18 protein-coding genes are annotated in these 18,894 nt (G+C 60.0%); 14 read left to right on the top strand and 4 right to left on the bottom strand.

Annotated elements, in window-relative coordinates; genetic code table 11:
• Window positions 1-2: 2 nt before the first annotated feature.
• The 3 genes from MTR66_RS11750 (at window position 3) to MTR66_RS11740 (ending at window position 2,048) form a co-directional block, all read left to right on the top strand.
• Window positions 3-392 carry a hypothetical protein gene (locus MTR66_RS11750; protein WP_243921199.1) on the top strand — a complete coding sequence of 130 codons (390 nt, stop codon included), beginning with the start codon at window positions 3-5 and terminating at the stop codon, window positions 390-392.
• Window positions 393-397: 5 nt separating this feature from the next.
• Window positions 398-1,180 (top strand): bifunctional sulfur carrier protein/thiazole synthase protein, encoded by a 783-nt coding sequence (locus MTR66_RS11745; protein ID WP_243921197.1) that lies wholly within the window; start codon window positions 398-400, stop codon window positions 1,178-1,180.
• Between the two features lie 340 nt (window positions 1,181-1,520).
• Window positions 1,521-2,048, top strand: a complete 528-nt coding sequence (locus MTR66_RS11740; RefSeq protein ID WP_243921195.1) for a hypothetical protein — start codon at window positions 1,521-1,523, stop codon at window positions 2,046-2,048.
• Between the two features lie 134 nt (window positions 2,049-2,182).
• Here the strand turns inward: MTR66_RS11740 and MTR66_RS11735 are convergent, their stop codons facing one another.
• Genes MTR66_RS11735 through MTR66_RS11725 form a run of 3 tightly spaced genes read right to left on the bottom strand, consistent with a single transcriptional unit; the run spans window position 2,183 to window position 5,478 of the window.
• Window positions 2,183-3,151: a quinone oxidoreductase family protein gene (locus MTR66_RS11735; RefSeq protein ID WP_243921193.1), complete on the bottom strand. Its 969-nt coding sequence runs from the start codon at window positions 3,149-3,151 to the stop codon at window positions 2,183-2,185.
• 37 nt (window positions 3,152-3,188) lie between these two features.
• Entirely contained in the window at window positions 3,189-4,775 is a 1,587-nt protein-coding gene (locus tag MTR66_RS11730) for an FMN-binding glutamate synthase family protein (protein ID WP_243921191.1), read from the bottom strand.
• A 4-nt stretch (window positions 4,776-4,779) separates the two neighbouring features.
• Complete coding sequence (locus MTR66_RS11725; protein WP_243921189.1) at window positions 4,780-5,478, bottom strand: dienelactone hydrolase family protein; 699 nt, start codon at window positions 5,476-5,478, stop codon at window positions 4,780-4,782.
• A gap of 104 nt (window positions 5,479-5,582) precedes the next feature.
• On the opposite strand from MTR66_RS11725, the gene MTR66_RS11720 reads away from it, so the two are divergent.
• The 9 genes from MTR66_RS11720 (at window position 5,583) to MTR66_RS21370 (ending at window position 15,061) form a co-directional block, all read left to right on the top strand.
• On the top strand, window positions 5,583-5,861 hold the full coding sequence (locus MTR66_RS11720) for a DUF6489 family protein (protein ID WP_243921187.1): 279 nt from the start codon (window positions 5,583-5,585) through the stop codon (window positions 5,859-5,861).
• A 52-nt stretch (window positions 5,862-5,913) separates the two neighbouring features.
• Window positions 5,914-7,191 carry a tRNA uridine-5-carboxymethylaminomethyl(34) synthesis GTPase MnmE gene (gene mnmE / locus MTR66_RS11715; RefSeq protein ID WP_243921185.1) on the top strand — a complete coding sequence of 426 codons (1,278 nt, stop codon included), beginning with the start codon at window positions 5,914-5,916 and terminating at the stop codon, window positions 7,189-7,191.
• Window positions 7,192-7,431: 240 nt separating this feature from the next.
• Window positions 7,432-9,279: a tRNA uridine-5-carboxymethylaminomethyl(34) synthesis enzyme MnmG gene (gene mnmG, locus MTR66_RS11710; protein ID WP_243921182.1), complete on the top strand. Its 1,848-nt coding sequence runs from the start codon at window positions 7,432-7,434 to the stop codon at window positions 9,277-9,279.
• Window positions 9,276-9,917, top strand: a complete 642-nt coding sequence (gene rsmG, locus MTR66_RS11705) for a 16S rRNA (guanine(527)-N(7))-methyltransferase RsmG (protein WP_243921180.1) — start codon at window positions 9,276-9,278, stop codon at window positions 9,915-9,917. Before mnmG ends, rsmG begins: the two co-directional genes overlap by 4 nt.
• Window positions 9,914-10,690 (top strand): ParA family protein, encoded by a 777-nt coding sequence (locus MTR66_RS11700; protein ID WP_243921178.1) that lies wholly within the window; start codon window positions 9,914-9,916, stop codon window positions 10,688-10,690. Before rsmG ends, MTR66_RS11700 begins: the two co-directional genes overlap by 4 nt.
• Window positions 10,687-11,697 carry a ParB/RepB/Spo0J family partition protein gene (locus tag MTR66_RS11695; protein WP_243921176.1) on the top strand — a complete coding sequence of 337 codons (1,011 nt, stop codon included), beginning with the start codon at window positions 10,687-10,689 and terminating at the stop codon, window positions 11,695-11,697. Before MTR66_RS11700 ends, MTR66_RS11695 begins: the two co-directional genes overlap by 4 nt.
• 392 nt (window positions 11,698-12,089) lie before the next feature.
• On the top strand, window positions 12,090-12,692 hold the full coding sequence (locus MTR66_RS11690; protein WP_243921174.1) for an LbetaH domain-containing protein: 603 nt from the start codon (window positions 12,090-12,092) through the stop codon (window positions 12,690-12,692).
• 36 nt (window positions 12,693-12,728) lie between these two features.
• Window positions 12,729-13,535, top strand: a complete 807-nt coding sequence (locus MTR66_RS11685) for an aldo/keto reductase (protein WP_243921172.1) — start codon at window positions 12,729-12,731, stop codon at window positions 13,533-13,535.
• Window positions 13,532-15,061, top strand: coding sequence for a GMC oxidoreductase (locus MTR66_RS21370; RefSeq protein ID WP_243921170.1), 1,530 nt, complete (start codon window positions 13,532-13,534; stop codon window positions 15,059-15,061). Before MTR66_RS11685 ends, MTR66_RS21370 begins: the two co-directional genes overlap by 4 nt.
• A 39-nt stretch (window positions 15,062-15,100) precedes the next feature.
• On the opposite strand, the gene MTR66_RS11675 is transcribed toward MTR66_RS21370, so the two are convergent.
• Entirely contained in the window at window positions 15,101-16,051 is a 951-nt protein-coding gene (locus MTR66_RS11675) for a glycosyltransferase family 2 protein (RefSeq protein ID WP_243921168.1), read from the bottom strand.
• Window positions 16,052-16,267: 216 nt separating this feature from the next.
• On the opposite strand from MTR66_RS11675, the gene MTR66_RS11670 reads away from it, so the two are divergent.
• On the top strand, window positions 16,268-17,032 hold the full coding sequence (locus tag MTR66_RS11670) for an FkbM family methyltransferase (RefSeq protein WP_243921165.1): 765 nt from the start codon (window positions 16,268-16,270) through the stop codon (window positions 17,030-17,032).
• A 411-nt stretch (window positions 17,033-17,443) separates the two neighbouring features.
• Window positions 17,444-18,808 (top strand): O-antigen ligase family protein, encoded by a 1,365-nt coding sequence (locus MTR66_RS11665; RefSeq protein WP_243921163.1) that lies wholly within the window; start codon window positions 17,444-17,446, stop codon window positions 18,806-18,808.
• The last annotated feature ends 86 nt before the right edge of the window (window positions 18,809-18,894 follow it).

The raw sequence follows: 18,894 nt of genomic DNA, 5'->3' as shown, positions 1-18,894 counted from the left end.
CCATGCTGCAGGCCTACAACTGCCGGGCGCAAGGCCCTGCGGAGGAACTCGGCCCGGTCGATCTGGCGGGGGCGCTGGCGCAGGTCGATGCGCACTGGGCTTTTGCCGACGAAGACTGCGAGACCGAGGAAGAGGCCGTGGCGAAGTCCATGTTCGGCTTCTACCGGGACGACGAGGACTTCATCGAAATCAATATCATTTCGTCCGATTTTATCACCGTGCGCCATGAACCGGAGCGGGACGGCTACATAGGCCAGATCTTCGGCCGCCGTGAATGGCTGATTCACCTGCACACGCGCGAGGAACTGGACGCCATCGTCACCGCTTATTTCACCAGTACCCAAGCGGGCTATGAAGCCATGCAGCGCTATCCCAACGAGGCAATACAATGAATGACATGACCAAGATTGGCGCCGACACCTGGACTGTCGCCGGACGGACCTTCACGTCGCGCCTGATCGTGGGCACGGGCAAGTACAAGGATTTCGAGCAGAACGCGGCGGCGGTGGAAGCTTCGGGTGCGGAAATCGTCACGGTGGCGGTGCGCCGGGTCAATATCTCGGACCCCAAGGCGCCGATGCTGACCGATTATATCGATCCGAAGAAGATCACCTACCTGCCCAATACCGCGGGCTGCTTCACCGCCGACGATGCCATCCGCACGCTGCGCCTGGCACGCGAGGCGGGCGGCTGGGATCTGGTCAAGCTGGAAGTGCTGGGCGAGGCGCGCACGCTCTATCCCGACATGCGCGAGACGCTGAAGGCCTGCGAAGTGCTGGCGAAGGAAGGCTTCGCGCCGATGGTCTATTGCGTGGATGATCCGATCGCGGCGAAGCAGCTTGAGGAAGCGGGCGCGGTGGCGATCATGCCGCTGGGCGCGCCGATCGGTTCGGGCCTAGGCATCCAGAACAAGGTAACGGTGCGTCTGATCGTCGAGGGCGCGAATGTGCCGGTGCTGGTCGACGCTGGTGTCGGCACGGCCTCCGAAGCGGCTGTGGCGATGGAGCTGGGCTGCGATGGAGTGCTGATGAACACTGCGATCGCGGAAGCGAAAGACCCGATTCGCATGGCCCGCGCGATGAAGCTCGGCGTGGAAGCCGGGCGCGAGGCCTATCTTGCAGGCCGCATGGCGACGCGGCGCTATGCCGATCCGTCGAGTCCGCTGGCCGGCCTGATCTGAGGACCGGCTGTGAAAGGCGCGAAAGCGCTTTTCACAGCGCGACTCGAAGCTTTTGCTGAGGGTGGTAAAGAGAGCGGTGATTAATGTTACCGCACTCATTTGCACGCCGCGGATTTTTTCTGCGCACTATTGTAAATTCTTTTACCCGCCGATTCTTCAAAAGGCCTCTGAAACCCTAGGATTTCAAGGGTTAACGAAAGTATTGCCAATCGATTACTGCCCTAGTGGCGCACAAACGTTTGCATAGTTAACGACTTCGTAACTGCCCGGATGGTTAATTGTGATTCGTGAAGGGGGTTTCCTTCAAGTCACAGCAGGAAGGTCACGGGGGGTTACGAGCATGGCCTATGCGGGAACGGCAACTCTGACGATTAGCGAGCTGCGCGAATTCGCCAGCTTTACGGCTTGCGAACAGCGCTACATCCGCCGCAGCCTCGACATCGGGCTTGGCAGGCAGGATGCTTTCAAGCTCTGGGCCCGCGACGATGAGGAAGCCTCGTCGATCCGCGGCCAGTACGTGGCCTATCAGGACCTCAAGGCGCTGCGCACGATGCGGCCCGACGATATCGGTTTTGAGGATATCGAAGCCTTCATGGGCAAGCTGGTGCGCATGGCCGCCTTCGATCTGGCGCAGGACAAGCTCAGCACGTTTTCCGCATTCCGCTTTCTCTACGAGCGTCTGCTCGGGGCCTGGGTCCGTCCCTGGCTGCCGGGGGCCTTCTGCGGCGCCGCCGCGCTGCCGCAGATCCGGCCCGGCCGCCGCAAGGAATTGCTCCATTCGATCAGCGAAGCCGCCGCTACGGCGCCGGGCTGGTCGGAACGCGAGCCGAGCTTCTATCCCGAATTCATCGAGAAGGAAGCCGCCTGAGATTTCCGCAGGGTCCGGCTATCCGGGGTGGTGCCGGATCTTGCGGAATGCCACCTGGCCGATGCCAGGTATGGGGCTAAAATGGGGCTAAGAACGGGGGACGCGCTGGTTGGGGGACCGGCGCGTTTCGCGTTTCAGGGCAGCAGGACCGTTGAGCCTGTGGTCTCCCGGTTTTCCAGCGCCTGGTGTGCCTGTGCCGCTTCTTCCAGCCGCCAGCTCTGGCCGATGCGCGTCTGCAGCACCCCGCTGGCGATGCGGCTGAACAGCTTTTCCGCGCTGGCCGCCAGCGCTTCGGGCGTGGCGATATAGTCGGCCAGGGTAGGGCGGGTGGCAAAGAGCGAGCCGCCGCGCATCAGATCCAGCAATGAAATGGGCGGCACTGCGCCCGAGGCATTGCCGTAACTCACCATCATCCCGCGCCGCCGCAGGCATGCGAGCGAGGCGTCCCACGAGGCCGCGCCCACGCCGTCGTAGACGACATGGCACATGGCGCCGCCGGTGATGGCGCGCACCTGTTCGGGCAGATCCTTCAGATCGCAGGACAGCGTGTGTTCGCCGGGGACTTGCGCGGCCTTTTCCGGCGAGCCAGCATGGGCAATCACCGTCACCCCCTTGTCGAGCAGCCAGGGCACCAGCAGAGAGCCGACACCGCCCGCCGCCGCATGGACCAGCGCCACATGCCCGGCCGCTGCGGGAAAGGTATCCTCGGCCAGATAGCAGGCGGTCAGCCCTTTCAGCATCACCGCCGCCGCCGTTTCGGGCGCGATACCTTCCGGAATGCGCATCGCCTTGTCCGCCGCAATCAGCCGGTGCGAGGCATAGGCGCCGCCGTTCTGCGTCGTCCCCACGCGCTCGCCCACGGCAAGGCCGCTGACGCCTTCGCCAAGCGCCACGATCCGCCCCACGCTTTCCGAACCGAGCACGATCGGCAGCGCATCGGGATAGAGTCCCTTGCGGAAATAGGTGTCGATGAAGTTGAGGCCCACCGCCTCGGTCTCGATCAGCACTTGGCCGGGGCCGGGGGAGGGGACGGCGAAGTCCTCCCGCTCGATCACTTCGGGCCCGCCGTGGGCCTTGACGATCATCCGGTATCCCTGGGTCATGAAGGCTGTTTCCTTGGTCTTGAAGCTTGTGGGGGATTCACGTCACGCGCCGGAAGGTATCCGCGCGTGCCACATTCCAGGCATGGGCGTACTGGGTCGAGCCCGGATCGGCCAGCAACTGGCCCGGCTGCAGGAAGCGGTACACTTCGTCGAGCGGCCCGGCCTTGGCGCTGTCCATGCGCTGATACATGTCGTGCTGGTTGAGGCCCCAGGGGCTGCTGTATCCCATGGCGACGACGATCTCGCGCAGCGCGTGCAGCGTTTCCTTCTGGAAACGGGCGACGCGTTCCGCCTTGTCATCGACCACAAGGCCCTTCTGGCGCCAGGGCACTTGCGTGGCGACGCCGGTGGGGCATTCGCCGGTATGGCACTTCATCGACTGCACGCAGCCCAGCGAGAACATGAAAGCCCGCGCGGCATTGCACCAGTCGGCGCCGAGCGCGAAAGCGCGGGCCATCCCGGCGCCCGAATGGATCTTGCCCGAAGCACCCAGCCGGATGCGATCCTTGAGATTGGCGCCGACGAGGGCATTGCGCATCAGGATCAGCCCCTCACGCAGCGGCATGCCGACATTGTCGGTCAGCTCCTGCGGCGCGGCGCCGGTGCCGCCCTCGGCCCCATCGACGACGATGAAATCCGGGGTGATGCCGGTTTCGAGCATGGCTTTGACGATCGCCATGACTTCGTGCGGCTGGCCGACGCAGAGCTTGAATCCGGCAGGCTTGCCGCCCGACAGCTCGCGCAGCTGCGCCACCCATTCGAGCAGCCCGGCCGGCGTCGAAAAGGTGGAGTGGGCAGGGGGCGATATGCAGCTTTCGCCGACATCGACCTTGCGCGCTTCGGCGATTTCGGGCGTCACCTTGGTGCCGGGGAGCATGCCGCCGTGGCCGGGCTTGGCGCCCTGGCTCAGCTTGATCTCGACCATCTTCACCTGATCGTCCTGCGCCTGCTCGGCGAAGAGGTCCGGGTTGAAGCGGCCGTCCTTGTGGCGGCAGCCGAAATAGCCGCTGCCCAGCTCCCAGATCAGGTCGCCGCCGTGCTTGCGGTGATAGCGGCTGATCGAGCCCTCGCCGGTATCATGCGCGAAGCCGCCCAGCGCGGCGCCCTTGTTCAGCGCCTCGATCGCATTGGCCGAAAGCGAGCCGAAGCTCATGGCAGAGATGTTGAGCAGGGCGCTGTCATAGGGCTTGGTGCAAGCCTCACCGCCCACGCGCACGTGCCAGCTCTCGGGCGCCTGTTCGTTGGGGGCGATCGAATGGCCGAGCCACTCGTACTCGTCCGAATAGACGTCGAGTTCGGTACCCATCGGGTGGGTGGAGATATCGCCTTTGGCACGGGCATAGACGAGGCTTCGCTCGTCGATCGTGAAAGGGCGGCCTTCGCGATCGCTCTCGACGATATAGGCGCGCAGGTAGGGCCGAAGGTCCTCGAACAGCCATCGCATGCGTGCGATCAGCGGATAGTTGCGCCGCAGGGCATGGCTGCCCTGGAAGAAGTCCCAAAGCGTCAGCAGCAGCACGGGGATGACGAGGACCAATGCCCAGCGCAGTGGATGGATCAGCCAGCAGGCAGCCGTGATCGCCACGGCCACCAGCGGTACGGCATAGCGCGGTGCGAGCGCCACGGGCCTAGCCGACGTGCTCCGCGAAGAAGGCTTCGGTCCGGCTGTCGGCCAGCGCGGCGCCGGCTTCATCGCGGCGTGATCCGATCTCGGCGGCAAAGCCGTGGTCGAGCCCTTCGTAATCGTAGAGCGTCACACGCGGATGATCGTCGAGCCCTTCGTGCATCGCCTTCTGCGCTTCGGGCGGAACGAAGCCGTCTGCCGTCGGCACATGAAGCATGAGCGGCTTGGCGATGGCGTGCTTCTCGTTCAGCATCTGGTCGATGGAGACGCCGTAGTAGCCGACCGAGGCATCGATATCGGTGCGCGCGGCAACCATGTAGGCGACCTTGCCGCCCATGCAGTATCCCACGAGGCCGACCTTGGGCACGCCCTGTTCGCGGCGGATCCAGTGGATCACCGCTTCGATATCGCGGATACCCAGATCGAAATCATGCTTCATCATGAATTCGATGGCCTGCTGGAATTCCTCGGGCTTGTCGGCATCGAGCTCCACGCCCGGCTTCTGGCGCCAGAACGAATCCGGCGCGACGGCGAGATAGCCCTTGGCCGCCCAGCCATCCGCTTTCTTGCGGATGCCGGTATCGACGCCGAAAATCTCCTGCTGCACGATGATTGCCCCGCGCGGCGTGCCTTCGGGCTTTGCCACATAGGCCGGGATCATGCCGTCGCCATCGAGAGTGGGGATTTCGGTGTTGGTGGCCATGAGACTCTCTCCTGAATTCGCGGTTTTCGTGTGATAGGCTCTTGCAATGGACTTTGTGAAGCGCATGTGTCAGCTATGATGCAGAAATCCAAGGAGGGGCCCCGATGAAGGTCAATGTCGAGGTTGAATGTTCGCCGGAGGAGGCGCGCCGCTTCCTGGGCCTGCCCGATGTGACCAAGGCCAACGAGGTCTACGTCGAGGCACTCACCAATGCGATGCAGGGCGCGGGCAGTTTCGATCAGTTGCAGGAACTGACCAAGCAGATCGCCCCCATGGGCGAGTTCGGGTTGAAGATGTTCCAGAAGTTCCTTGAAAGCGGCGTGGCCATGGCCATGAGCGGAACGGGCGGTCCATCGGGCAGCAAGCCCAAGAAGGACGGCTGAGGGCTTTCGCCGGGGGCCCCACGGCGGCCATTCCGGAACAAGTTCAGAGTTTATGACGGATACGATCTTCGCGCTTTCGAGCGGCTCGCCGCCCGCTGCCATTGCGGTTGTCCGGGTGAGCGGGCCTCGGGCGGGCACCGCGCTGGCTGCTCTGGCAGGTGATCTGCCGCCGCCGCGTATGGCCAGCTACAGGACCTTGCGTGTTTCACGTGGAACAGTCCTCGATCAGGCGCTGGTGCTTTGGTTCCCCGGACCGCGCACAGCGACGGGCGAGGATCTTGCCGAACTGCATCTGCATGGGGGCAGGGCGGTCGTCGCGGCGGTGGAAGCTGCACTGGCGGAGATGCCGGGCCTGCGCCGCGCGGAACCGGGCGAGTTCACCCGCCGCGCTTTTGCCCATGGCCGCATCGATTTGGCGGAGGCCGAAGGGCTGGCCGATCTGCTCTCTGCCGAAACCGAATTGCAGCGCCGCTCGGCCATCGCCATGGCAGGCGGCGCCTTCTCGCGGCAGGTCGAGGACTGGCGCGAGCGCGTGCTGCGCGCTTCCGTGCAAGTGGAGGCCGTGCTCGATTTCGGTGATGAAGACGATGTGGCCGACCTGCCGCCAGACTTCGCGAAGGGGCTAGCCGCTCTGGCCGGTGAGCTTTCGGACTGGCTGGGCCGCCCGCGCGCGGAGGCCTTGCGCGAGGGCTTTCGCGTTGTACTGGCCGGGCCACCCAATGCGGGTAAGAGTACTCTGTTCAATGCGCTGGTCGAGGATGAGGCCGCCATCACCGCGCCGCTCGCCGGAACCACGCGCGATGTGCTTACGCGTGCGGTGGCGATCGGCGGTGTGCCTTTCGTTTTCGCCGACACCGCGGGGCTGCGTGACGAATCTGGCGACGAGATCGAAGTGATCGGCATTGCCCGCGCCCGCGCCGCGTTGGACCGGGCGGACCTGGTGCTGTGGCTCGGGCCGGAGGGGGAGGGGCCTGCCGGAAGCTGGGAGATTGCAGCGCAGTGCGACCGTGAAGGGGCGGTTGCCAAGACGAGCCCGCACCATCGTGTCTCCGCCGTGACAGGTGAGGGGCTCGACCCTTTGCGGCGGGACCTTACCGATGCAGCGGCGAGAGCGATGCCCCGCCCCGGCGACGCCGCACTCAACCAGCGCCAGCATGCCTTGCTGGCGCAAGCGGAAGCCGCGCTGCGCGATGCCCTGCGTGAGACCGATCCCTTGCTGGTGGCCGAGGCACTGCGTCTGGTCCGTGTGGCCTTCGACGCGTTGATTGGCCGGGCCACGACCGAGGATATGCTGGATGCATTGTTCGGGCGGTTCTGCATCGGGAAGTGATCTTCAGTTCGTATCGAACGACGTCTAACACGGATGGGCAGTGCCGGTCTGATTGTCCTCCCTCCGCTCATCCTGAGCTTGTCGAAGGATGTGGTTCCAGCGCAGCGTTGCGTCCTTCGACAAGCTCAGGACGAGCGAGCGCGGGGGGCTAATGAGACCATACGAAACCCAAACCAAAGTTTCACGTGAAACACACGAAGCGGCTTTGACGCGAATCTCGCTGTGGAGTATGCGCGCGCCATGCTTTCATTCGATGTGATCGTGATCGGCGGCGGGCATGCCGGCTGCGAGGCGGCTGCCGTGGCTGCCCGCATGGGCGCGCGCGTGGCGCTGGTCAGTTTCGATCTCGAAGCCGTCGGCGCCATGAGCTGTAACCCGGCCATCGGCGGTCTGGGCAAAGGGCATCTCGTGCGCGAAGTCGATGCTTTCGATGGCCTGATCGCCCGCGCCGCCGATGCCGCCGCGATCCACTACCGCATGCTCAACCGCTCGAAGGGCAGCGCGGTGCAGGGGCCGCGCGTGCAGGCCGACCGCAAGCTGTTCAAGGCGGCGATCCACCAGCTTCTGAAAGAGCAGGGCGACTTGACGCTGGTCGCTGGCGAAGCGGCGGCGCTGGTGCTTGAAGGGGGCAGGGCGGCCGGTGTGGACCTCGCCGATGGCACGCGCCTCGATGCACGGGCGGTGGTGCTTTGCACCGGTACGTTCCTGGGCGGAACCCTGTTCCGGGGCGAGGAGCGGATGACCGGCGGCCGCATTGGCGAGGCTTCGGCACAGAAGCTGGCCGCGCAGATGCGAGAGGCGGCGCTGCCAATGGCTCGCCTTAAGACCGGCACGCCGCCTCGCCTCGATGGCCGGACCATCGACTGGGCCCGGCTCGATGAGCAGCCCTCCGATCCGGAGAGCTGGACGATGTCGGCGATGGGGCCGGGGCGTGTAAACCCGCAAGTCTTCTGCGCGATCACCCGGACCAACCCGCGCAGTCATGACGTGATCCGCGCCAACCTCCATCGTTCGCCCTTGTTCTCAGGTGCGATCGGGGCACAGGGACCGCGCTACTGCCCGTCGATCGAGGACAAGATCCACCGCTTCGCCGACCGCGACGGGCATCAGATCTTCCTCGAACCCGAAGGGCTCGATACGCACCTTGTCTATCCCAATGGTGTGAGCACATCGCTGCCCGCCGATGTGCAGCTGGACATGCTGCGTACAATGGAAGGGCTGGAGCAAGTGGAGATGGCCGTGCCCGGCTATGCCGTCGAGTACGACCATGTCGATCCACGTGCCTTGCGCAGCAGTCTGGAGCTGCGGGCGATTCCCGGGCTCTATTGCGCGGGACAGATTAACGGCACCACCGGCTATGAGGAAGCAGCAGCGCAGGGGCTGGTCGCGGGCATGAATGCCGCAGCGGTGGTGCTGGGCCGCGAGACCGCTCCGCTCGACCGGGCCAACAGCTACATGGCGGTGATGATCGACGACCTCACGCTGCATGGGGTGAGCGAGCCTTACAGGATGCTCACGGCCCGCGCCGAGTATCGTCTGCGCCTCAGGGCCAACAATGCCACCACGCGGCTGACGCCGCTAGCCATTGCGGCGGGGGCAGCGGGGGCAGAGCGGACCGCGTGGTTCGCGCGGCGCGAGGCGGCGAAAGCGGCGCTCGCCGGTGCGTTCGATATGCCGGTTCCGGCAGCCGATCTCGCCGCCAATGGCCTGCCGGTACGGACCGATATCGGGCGCCTGCCCATCCGTGAGTGGCTGCGCTTCGGCGGGGTCGATCTTGCCGGGCTGTCGCACTGGATTGATCCTGTCTTGCTGGAGGACAGCGGGCTGGTGGACGAAATGGTCGAGGACGCGGCCTATGCGCCGTACCTCGAACGGCAGGAGCGCGAGCTGCGCGACTTGCGGGCGAGCGAGGCGCTGCCGCTGGGCGATCACTTCCCCTACGAACGTATCCCGGGCTTGTCGCGCGAGATGGTCGAGCGGCTGAGCAAGGCCCGGCCTGCCACGCTGGCAGCCGCCGGGCGCATTCCGGGTATTACCCCTGCAGCGCTGGCGGCGCTGCTGGTCCACGCCCGCCGGGAGGCCGCATGATCGAGACCGAAGATCAGGCGCGGGCCTGGCTCGCCCAATTGCCTGAATGCGACGCAGCGGCGCTGGAGCGGCTGGAGCTGCTCTGCGCCTTACTGGTGGAGGAGAACCAGCGGCAGAATCTTGTGTCGGCAGCGAGTCTCGATCAGGTCTGGCTCCGGCACATCGTCGACAGCGCGCAGCTTCTGCCGCACGTTCCACGTGAAACAACGGACCCTTGGCTCGACCTTGGGACCGGAGCCGGATTTCCCGGTCTGGTGATCGCAGCGCTGCGGCCCGAGTGCGAAGTGCTCATGGTCGAATCGCGTAAACGGCGAATCGAATGGCTAGACCGTGCGCGAATCGCCATGGGGCTCGATCGGGCGCAAGTGATCGGGCAGCGTCTCGAAATGGTCGAAACTCGTCAGGTCTCCGTCATATCGGCGCGGGCATTTGCGCCTTTGGAGCGTCTGCTGGCATTATCCGCGCGCTTTTCCACAAGCGACACGATATGGCTGTTGCCCAAAGGGCGCTCCGCACAGCAAGAATTGGATGACCTTCGCAAGTGGCGGCATATGTTCCACGTGGAACAGTCGCTCACCGACCCGCAAGCAGGCATTATTGCCGGAACTCTCGCCGGCAGGAAGGACAAGGCCAAGTGATCCGCATTGCCATCGCCAACCAGAAAGGCGGCGTCGGGAAGACCACGACTGCGATCAACGTATCGACCGCGCTGGCCGCCACCGGCTGGAAGACACTGATGATCGATCTCGATCCGCAGGGCAATGCCTCGACCGGGGTCGGCATTTCGGCGTCTGAGCGGGATGCGTCGTCCTATGACGTGCTGGTGGATCGCACGCCGGTGACGGACTGCGTGATCCCCACGAGCATTCCCGGGCTGGACCTGCTCCCGGCGACGGTCGATCTGTCCGGGGCCGAGGTTGAGCTGGTCAATGAGGACGACCGCGCTCATCGCCTCCAGCATGCCTTGCGCGGCGATCTGGGATATGATGTCTGCCTGATCGACTGCCCGCCTTCGCTGGGGCTGCTCACGCTCAATGCGCTGACAGCCGCCGATACCCTGCTGGTGCCGCTGCAGTGCGAGTTCTTCGCGCTCGAAGGGCTCAGCCAGCTCCTGCAGACGGTGGACCGGGTGCAGCAGCGCTTCAATCCCGATCTCGGTATCATCGGCATCGCGCTCACCATGTTTGACCGGCGCAACCGGCTGACCGATCAGGTCTCGGAAGATGTGCGCTCGTGCCTCGGCCAGCTCGTTTTCGAAACCACCATTCCGCGCAACGTGCGCTTGTCCGAAGCGCCTAGCCATGGCGTGCCCGCGCTGATCTATGATCATGCCTGTGCGGGCAGCCGTGCCTATATGGCGCTGGCGCGCGAACTGATCACCCGGCTGCCCGAGAAGAGGAAAGCGGCATGAGCGACGATTCCATTGTGCGCATCAGCGTGCCCCAGGCCCAGAAGGCCGCCCCGAAGCCAGGGCAGGCTGCGTCTTCTGCCAAGAAGTCCAAGGGGCTTGGGCGCGGCCTTGGCGCGCTTCTGGGTGAATCGCGCCGCGAAGAGCCGGTCGCGGCAGCATCTGGAGGGGAGGGCGGTGCTAGCCGGGCCGCTCCCGCTCGGGCCGGTGGACTGGCGACGCTGGCGATTGCTGACATTACGCCTCACCCGGACCAGCCCCGGCGCATCTTTGACGAGACGGCGCTTGAGGAGCTGGCGGCATCGATCGCCCAGCGCGGCGTGATCCAGCCGATCATCGTGCGTCCGACCGATAATGGCCGTTATCAGCTCGTCGCGGGCGAACGCCGCTGGCGCGCGGCTCAGAAGGCGCAGCTCCATGAAATTCCCGCGCTCGTGCGCGATCTCACCGAGCGCGAGGTCATGGCGCTGGCGCTGATTGAAAATCTCCAGCGCGAGGATCTCAATCCGATCGAAGAGGCCCGGGCCTACAACCGGCTGGCCGAACTCGAAAGCATGACTCAGGCCGAGATCGCCCGCATGGTCGATAAGAGCCGCAGTCATGTCGCCAATTTCCAGCGCTTGCTGGCGCTGCCGGACGGGGTGATCGGCCTTGTCGAGAAGGGCGACTTGTCGATGGGCCATGCCCGTGCGCTGATCGGCTGCGACGATGCCGAGGAGATCGCCGAAGCCGCCGTTGCCAAGCAGATGTCGGTGCGCGAGGTCGAAAAGCATGTGCGCAAGAAGCTGCGCGGCGATGCGGCCCCGCGCCGGGCCGCCCGCGCTGCCCGCAATACGACGGCCGAGGACGCGGATATTGCGGCCGTGCAGGGCCACCTCGAAGAATTCCTGGGGCTGCCGGTGAAAATCAATGCCGATGCCGATCCCAAATCGGGTTCAGTCACGATCCGCTATGCGACGCTTGATCAGCTTGATCTGATCTGCCAGCGGCTGACGGGCGGCGCGATTTAGGCTGCGGATCAAGGAGGCTTCGCCTTGCAGCGAGCCAGTGTGCTTCGTACGATCTAGACCTTTCTCCTCTTTAAGCCATAACTATCTGCTCTTGCCTTGACACTGTTCCGGATTCTGATCGCAATTGGATAAATACCTGTGGTAGGCGAGGCGCTTAGATTACAGCTACGTTTCTTCTACTGGCTGTTGGGAAAACAAACGCCGGCATAAGCGCGTCGGGCGTTTTTCAAGGTGAAAGCATCGCATTAGACCCCGCTTGTGCAGGTGAGCACGAGGGAATATTCAGCCGCAACACTCTCGTTATTATTGAGGGCGATAGGGGCAAGGTCACTGGCCTTGTCAGACGTTTCAGATCTAATGAGACAGGCGGACACTATGATCGTGGCAGGGGAATGATGAACAAGGCGGAAAAGGCACACGCTGACGGTGCGTTAGTCGCAAAGGCAGAGCATGATCCCTTTCTTGGTGCACCATCATTCACGTTGAAACACCGTATTTTCCGGTTCTGCTGGGCAATCGTCTGGGCGCTCTTTGCCTCTTGGACGCCACCTTTCATGCATCGCTGGCGCATTGCTTTGCTCAATCGATTTGGTGCTCAAGTCGATCGTTCATGTTTCATTTATGGCTCGGTCCGTGTTTGGTATCCACCACATTTGACAATGGAATCCCATTCGACACTTGGGCCTAGAGTAGATTGCTATTGTATGTCCCCAGTCAGAATTGGCGCTTATACCGTGGTCTCCCAAGGAGCCTTTCTGTGTACGGGAACGCATGATTTTCGCTCCCCGGAGTTTCAGATATATTCCCGTCCTATTTCCATTGGCGCTCTGTGCTGGATTTGCGCGGATGCATTCGTCGGGCCCGGCGTTACAGTCGGAGAAGGCGTGGTGTTGGGGGCTCGTGCAGCTGCATTTAGCGATCTGGAGCAGTGGATGGTCTACTCCGGGAACCCCGCTCAACCGGTGAAAAAGCGTGAAATCATCAAACGTGCATGAAGTGCTCTATCCGTGTGATGAAGGGGCGATCATACTATGGAAAAAGTATCTATTCCGGGGATTGGTTTGTCTGTTTCCCGGTTTATCTTCGGAACGGCAAGTCTGTTTAACGCTGGGGATTCATCTGCACGCCAGAAACTATTGCATTCAGCCGTTGAGCAAGGCTTCAGTCACTTTGATACAGCACCATACTATGGTTTTGGCGCTGCTGAAAGGGATCTTGCTCCAGTGTTACGCGCCTATCCTGGTGTTAGTGTGACAACCAAGGTCGGAATATATTCGCCTGGTGGTGAACGACAGCCAGATTGGCTGATCTTTGGCCGTAAGGTTGCGGGCCGGGCAATCAAAGCAATCTCGCGACCGGAAATCGATTTCTCGATTGATCGGGCAAAAAGGGCGCTTTCAGACAGTTTGAGTCGGCTCGGCCGTGACCACATTGAACTCTATATGTTGCATGAGCCAGAAATAGGCCTGCTAGATACAGATGAATGGCAATACTGGCTAGAGAAAGAGAAAAGCAGAGGGCGAATTGGCGCATATGGCCTTGCATTGCGGGCTGACCAGCTTCGTAGGTTTATTCAAGTCTGCCCACAATTTTGTGGCCTAATTCAGATGCAGGATAGCCTTGACTATAAAGAAGCCGATTTACTGGCCCTATTTAGTCAACCCATGCAGATAACATATGGCTATGTTTCGGCGGCCCGGGCGCGTGGCGACGAGCGTTCAGTTGCAATGATATTGCAGAAGGCGTTGGAGCGCAACCGTACCGGCGCGCTGATCGTGAGTTCGACGCGACCGGAACGATTGGGGCAGTATCGTGTCTTGCTGGAGAAGGGTTCGTGATCCGCGACCTAGCAGAAGCGGGGGACACGGCAGTAGAGACAGAATTTCTGGTTATCGGTGCTGGAACTGTGGGCCTGCCGATTGCGACGATGCTGGCGCGTGCAGGCAAGCAGGTGCATTGTATTGAATCAGGAGGCCGGGACCAGGCTGCGGAAACCCATCCATTCAATCACGTCGAGCAAGGCGGAATGGCATATGTGGGTGCGGACCAAGGCCGATTCCGCTGTTTGGGCGGGACATCAACCCGGTGGGGGGGCGCGCTTATTCCGTTCCTTGCCCACGACATGGCTGATGCCGACTGGCCTGTCGGTGTGGACGAACTCGCCCCTCAGGTGGAGCGGGTCGAGAAGCTTTTCGGCCTTCAATCGGGCCGTTATGAAGAGCCCGATCTCATGGGAGGGCCGGACCATATTGCAAGGCTGGCGAAATGGCCGCCCTTCCGAAAACGCAATGTCTATAATCTGCTCAAGGGGGAGGTGGACTCTGCGAAGGGGCCGGTCGTTTGGCTCAATGCCAGCGCTACCAGCTTCGAGATTTCCGATGGCAAGCTTGCCAGCGTGACAGCGCAGGCTCTGAGCGGCTCGACGTTGCGCATCGCGGCGCGGACCGTAATTTTCGCGGCGGGCGCCATTGAGACGACGCGGCTACTGCTTATCGCGGATCATCAAAATAGCGGCGTGGTGAGGGCCGGACAGGATATTTTGGGTCGATATTTTCATGACCATCTATCGACCGTTGTTGCCGATCTGCAGGTTTTCGACCGCAAGCGGCTCAATGAACTGGTAGGCTTTCGATTTGCTCCCGGGGGCGGCATGCGCAATGTGCGCTTCGAGCTTTGCGAAGATAGTGTTTTGCGATCAAATGTGCCGCCTTGCTTTGCTCACATAGCTTTTGACGATCAGGCAGGGAGCGGCTTCGACGCGTTGCGGGACCTGTTTCGTCGACTCCAGCGCCGACAAATCCCCAGCGTTGACCTTGCTATGAGGCTGGCGAGCGCCAGCCCGTGGCTCGCACGGGCGGTTTGGTGGCGTTTTGTTCAACATCGCCTCCTCTATCCGGACCGGGCGTCTCTACAAATGCATATGGTTGTGGAGCAGGCGGCGCGTCGCGAAAACCGGATCAGTCTTTCGCCTCGTCAGCTTGATCCTTTTGGTCAGCCGGTCGCCCGGATCGATTGGACGATAGGGGAGAGCGACTATAAGGCGATGCATCGTGCCACAGAGGCTTTTTGCGCAAGTTGGCAAAAATCAGCTTTTGCGGATTTGGCGCAATCTACGCGTCGGCCTGCGCCGGAAATCGAGGCTGCAATGGCCGAAGGTGGTGGAATCTACCATCCTGGCGGAACGACGCGCATGGGAAGAAGTCGACAGGATGGTGTTGTTGACCGGGACATGCGGCTCTTTTCGCTTCCCAACGTCCGCGTGCTCGCGACGTCGGTCTTGCCGACTGGAGGCGGTGCTAACCCGACGATGACACTGTTGTTACTAGCGATGCGCTGCGTTGATGACATGCTGCGTCATCCATGAGCGTTGCCCAGCCCAATAGCCGAGCCAGCCATCGTCCTGTCATGTTTCAAGCTTGTAGCCCGTGAGATTTTCCAGCGCGGAGCGTTTGTCGTCCGTCGTCCTGCAACGGGTCAATTCCATTTCGAACTCATAGATTTTGCAGGCGACTAAATAGCGATACCAGAAACCCTGCAGTAGATGGTATATTGTCCCTTCCTTGCCGTCGAGGAAACCCATCCGGATCACATAGCGGTAAAGGAAATATGCGAATGGCCCGGCCCAAAGCGGCAGATGATTGTAGATGTGTTCCTTGATCCAGCGTTTGATCTTGGCTTGACGGGCCGCAATGTGGAACTTTCTCTGCCGACTTGGGGATAAATTGTATCGATTGATCAAGACGTCGATGGCTTCGCGTGTTGCATAGCCATTGTGCTTTGCTATGAAAAAACTGAGGCCGTTCTCGTTTCGATCTTCAAAGCCCCCCTTGAACGTGATTGTCCGCCCGTCCCACACGTGCACGTGTTCGTCCATCCAGCGGTCTTCGACCCTGCCTTTTCCTGTTCGCCACAGCCGCAACATACGCAGCGGATATCGAGCCCCGTGGCGGATCCATTTGCCCATAAAAATATGCTTGCGATCGAAATTGACCCCTACAATGTCTGAGGGCAACAACGGCAGCTTCTGATTGATTTCCGAAGCTAAGTCGGACTCTATCACCTCGTCTGCATCCAGGCGCAGTACCCAGGCTGTACCGATATTGAGGTTGTCGAGCCCCCAGTTGAACTGCGCAGACTGGTTCACAAAAGCATGCTGTACCACTTCGGCGCCAGCGTCATGTGCGATAGCGACGGTATCATCGGTCGAATAGGAATCGATTACCAGGATGCTCTGTGCAATGTTGCGGACACTTTCAATGGCTCGTCTGATGTGAAGTTGCTCATTGTAGGTCAGGATGATAACCGTGATATCGCTATTTGTATGCTGGCTTGAGGGTGCCGCAGCTATTTGCATCGTGTCTCTTTCACAACTCTGCTCGTCGCATTTCAGCAGGAACTGGCCTTACCCGAAAAAGGCGGCTTGGCGGAGCAGCCATGATCGGATAACCTGATATCTCTTGACGTTGCAACATAATATGAAACTTGCAAGAAGATAGCGCTATATAGCACGGAACTTCAAAACAGTTTTGTATAAATTTGAAATACCGTGTTTAGGTGCTTTGTGTCCTGCATGACCATTTTATTCAATAGTGAAAAATTGTGTTGGTTTCATTTTTCGGAGCATTTGATGGATTATGCGGGAGGCTGGGCGCTGAGAGCGCGTCGTATCGGGCAAAATATCGGCATTCTAAGGCCAATGGTCCGCTTCTATAGAAAAATGTTAAACGTCGACTATGAACAAGCGTTCGACAGGGGGGTAACTCAACGCATCAGGCCGGGCGACACAATATGGGATGTCGGAGCCAACATAGGCCATTATTGTGCTGCATTCAGTCGGGCAACGGGGCCTGGCGGGAAGGTGATTGCGATTGAGCCTTCGCCCTCTTCACTCCAGAAATTGAACGAGTGTGCCCGCAATTTCACAAATGTGGCGGTTGAAAATCTGGGGCTGGCGGACACCGAAGGCCAGACGGCGTTTTACATCAGCAAGTCGGGAAACACAGTTGTAGAGGGGCTCAGTCGAAAATCTGTAAATGACGATGCAGAAGAAATTAGTGTAATGGTCATGAAGGGGGACCGATTAGCCAAAAAATACCCGCCCAATCTTATCAAGATCGATGTTGAAGGTTTTGAGCTTGAAGTTCTTGAAGGTTTGACAGAGACATTGAAGCATCCTGCACTCCATACTGTAGCGATTGAAGTGCACTTCATGACTCTAGCTAGCCGGGGCAGGGAAGAGGCACCAACTGCAATCCGAGATATTTTGGTTGAGAACGGTTTTGTGTGTCGATGGACCGACCCTTCGCATGTAGTCGCCTCGCGCACGTTTGCTTAAGGCATCGACGGCGGTGCGGCGTTTGCTTGGTTTCAGATCAATTCCTGAGTTCACGGGGCTGCACCAAGCGAGCCGAAATACTATCAATGGCCTTCGGTTACTTATAGTTTTGCCCAGCCAGTTCGCATAATGCGCTATATTTGAGTCAGCGTCTTGGCAAACTGATGAATGGTGTTTGCCGCTATGGCTTTTGGGATGGTCCCGTTGATATCGCCAAATAGACTCTGCAGTCCTATCGACTTTGAATGAGAGACTGCGTTAGCTTGAGCAAACGCAGTTTGCTGGCTCTTGAGTTGACGTAAATCAACGATGTGAAGGGGGCGGATATCCACTAAAGAAAAAATAGAAGCTGGGTGATGTTAATATACCAATAGATGGCGAAGGGTCTCTGTGAAGCAAGTTATTCTTCATATGAAAAATAAGGTACCAAGCGTATGTATCTTGGCATTTAGCGTATTCGCTATAGTGACAGCCTTAGGGGGAGGGTCTTCTCGTCCAGATATTTACTGGCTGTTGTTTGTGAGGCCGGTCACGGTTATATGCCTAATGGCGATGCTTCTATCTGCGAAACGGTTGCCTTGGGCAGAGATCCAGCCGCTTCCACTCTTGTTCGCAGCCTTTGCAATCACTATTGGAATTCAACTGATCCCGCTTCCGCCAGCCCTCTGGCACGGCATCCCAGGGAGGGCCCAATACGCTGCAGTGGCGGCAGCACTGAATGGCCTCCATGATTGGCATCCACTAAGCCTTGCGCCAGATCGGACTTGGAACAGCTTAATATCGCTTCTGGTGCCATTCACGGCAATGGTGGGGTTCCTGATCCTGAACGATCAGCAGCGCCGTGCATTGCTATGGCCGATATTGGGCTTCGTTGCATTTAGCATGTTGCTTGGGTTGGTGCAGTACGCGGGTGGTGCATCTTCTTCTTTTTATTGGTATTCTGTGAGTGGACGAGGGCAACCGATCGGACTGTTCGCGAACCGTAATCACCAAGGGGCCTTTCTGACTCTCGCATTGCCGCTTCTTCGCGTATGGGCATTGCAGGCACAAGAGAGCAGCTCCGCTCGCAAATTACGTAATATTATAGGAATAAGCGCAGCAGCATTTATCTTTGTCTATATTCTCGTCCTCGGTTCGCGGGCTGCCATGGGCCTTACCATCATCGGGTTGCTCGGAGCTTTTCTAGTTCAGCCCTCTTACGGTTCTGGTCGTCTGATGACAAAACGTCAGCGCATTTTGATCGTTGTGAGCTTGTTGATCGGTGTACTCCTCCTCACATTGGCAGCACTAAATGCGGATCGAGCCGAGACGATTATGCGCATTGTCCATAATAATAACTTTCTTGAAACTGAAGGGCGTGTGCGAGCTCTACCTACTCTTCTTCATATTATATCTCAAACATTCCCATTCGGGACTGGATTTGGATCATTTGTTCCGGTGTATGCAAGTTTCGAGCCTGATTATTTATTAAAGCCTACATATTTCAATAATGCGCATAATGATCTCATAGAATTAACTATAACTGGCGGCCTTCCGTCGTTGCTTGTTTTGGTTGCCTTCCTTGTGTGGTACGGACGTGCCGTATACCGGAGTTTCACAGTTTCTTCGCCAACGAGCATTTTACAACGCGCTGTTGCATTCTCAATCTTGATATTGTTACTTTCCAGCCTTGGCGATTATCCTCTACGCACTCCATTTCTAGGCGCCCTTTTCATAGTTTTTACTTGCTGGCTGGCTGCTTTACAAAAGAAAAATTTGCTCGAAAATTATAGATAAACGCCAGGTTTCACTAACAGAATGCTTCAGCCACAGCCCGTTCGTTCCCACACGGCTTTGATTTGCCGACGTCAATGATCGCCGTT

The organism is Novosphingobium beihaiense, assembly GCF_022832375.1.
Lineage (GTDB): Bacteria > Pseudomonadota > Alphaproteobacteria > Sphingomonadales > Sphingomonadaceae > Novosphingobium > Novosphingobium beihaiensis.
This window is presented reverse-complemented; position numbering and strand designations above follow the sequence as displayed.

What these genes read in the sequence shown, in the direction of transcription:
- MTR66_RS11750 (WP_243921199.1), top strand. Translation starts at nt 3, where the DNA reads ATGCTGCAGGCCTACAACTGCCGGGCGCAAGGCCCTGCGGAGGAACTC.
- MTR66_RS11745 (WP_243921197.1), top strand. Translation starts at nt 398, where the DNA reads ATGACCAAGATTGGCGCCGACACCTGGACTGTCGCCGGACGGACCTTC.
- MTR66_RS11740 (WP_243921195.1), top strand. Translation starts at nt 1,521, where the DNA reads ATGGCCTATGCGGGAACGGCAACTCTGACGATTAGCGAGCTGCGCGAA.
- MTR66_RS11735 (WP_243921193.1), bottom strand. Translation starts at nt 3,151, where the DNA reads ATGACCCAGGGATACCGGATGATCGTCAAGGCCCACGGCGGGCCCGAA.
- MTR66_RS11725 (WP_243921189.1), bottom strand. Translation starts at nt 5,478, where the DNA reads ATGGCCACCAACACCGAAATCCCCACTCTCGATGGCGACGGCATGATC.
- MTR66_RS11720 (WP_243921187.1), top strand. Translation starts at nt 5,583, where the DNA reads ATGAAGGTCAATGTCGAGGTTGAATGTTCGCCGGAGGAGGCGCGCCGC.
- mnmE (WP_243921185.1), top strand. Translation starts at nt 5,914, where the DNA reads ATGACGGATACGATCTTCGCGCTTTCGAGCGGCTCGCCGCCCGCTGCC.
- mnmG (WP_243921182.1), top strand. Translation starts at nt 7,432, where the DNA reads ATGCTTTCATTCGATGTGATCGTGATCGGCGGCGGGCATGCCGGCTGC.
- rsmG (WP_243921180.1), top strand. Translation starts at nt 9,276, where the DNA reads ATGATCGAGACCGAAGATCAGGCGCGGGCCTGGCTCGCCCAATTGCCT.
- MTR66_RS11695 (WP_243921176.1), top strand. Translation starts at nt 10,687, where the DNA reads ATGAGCGACGATTCCATTGTGCGCATCAGCGTGCCCCAGGCCCAGAAG.
- MTR66_RS11690 (WP_243921174.1), top strand. Translation starts at nt 12,090, where the DNA reads ATGATGAACAAGGCGGAAAAGGCACACGCTGACGGTGCGTTAGTCGCA.
- MTR66_RS11685 (WP_243921172.1), top strand. Translation starts at nt 12,729, where the DNA reads ATGGAAAAAGTATCTATTCCGGGGATTGGTTTGTCTGTTTCCCGGTTT.
- MTR66_RS11675 (WP_243921168.1), bottom strand. Translation starts at nt 16,051, where the DNA reads ATGCAAATAGCTGCGGCACCCTCAAGCCAGCATACAAATAGCGATATC.
- MTR66_RS11670 (WP_243921165.1), top strand. Translation starts at nt 16,268, where the DNA reads ATGACCATTTTATTCAATAGTGAAAAATTGTGTTGGTTTCATTTTTCG.
- MTR66_RS11665 (WP_243921163.1), top strand. Translation starts at nt 17,444, where the DNA reads ATGAAAAATAAGGTACCAAGCGTATGTATCTTGGCATTTAGCGTATTC.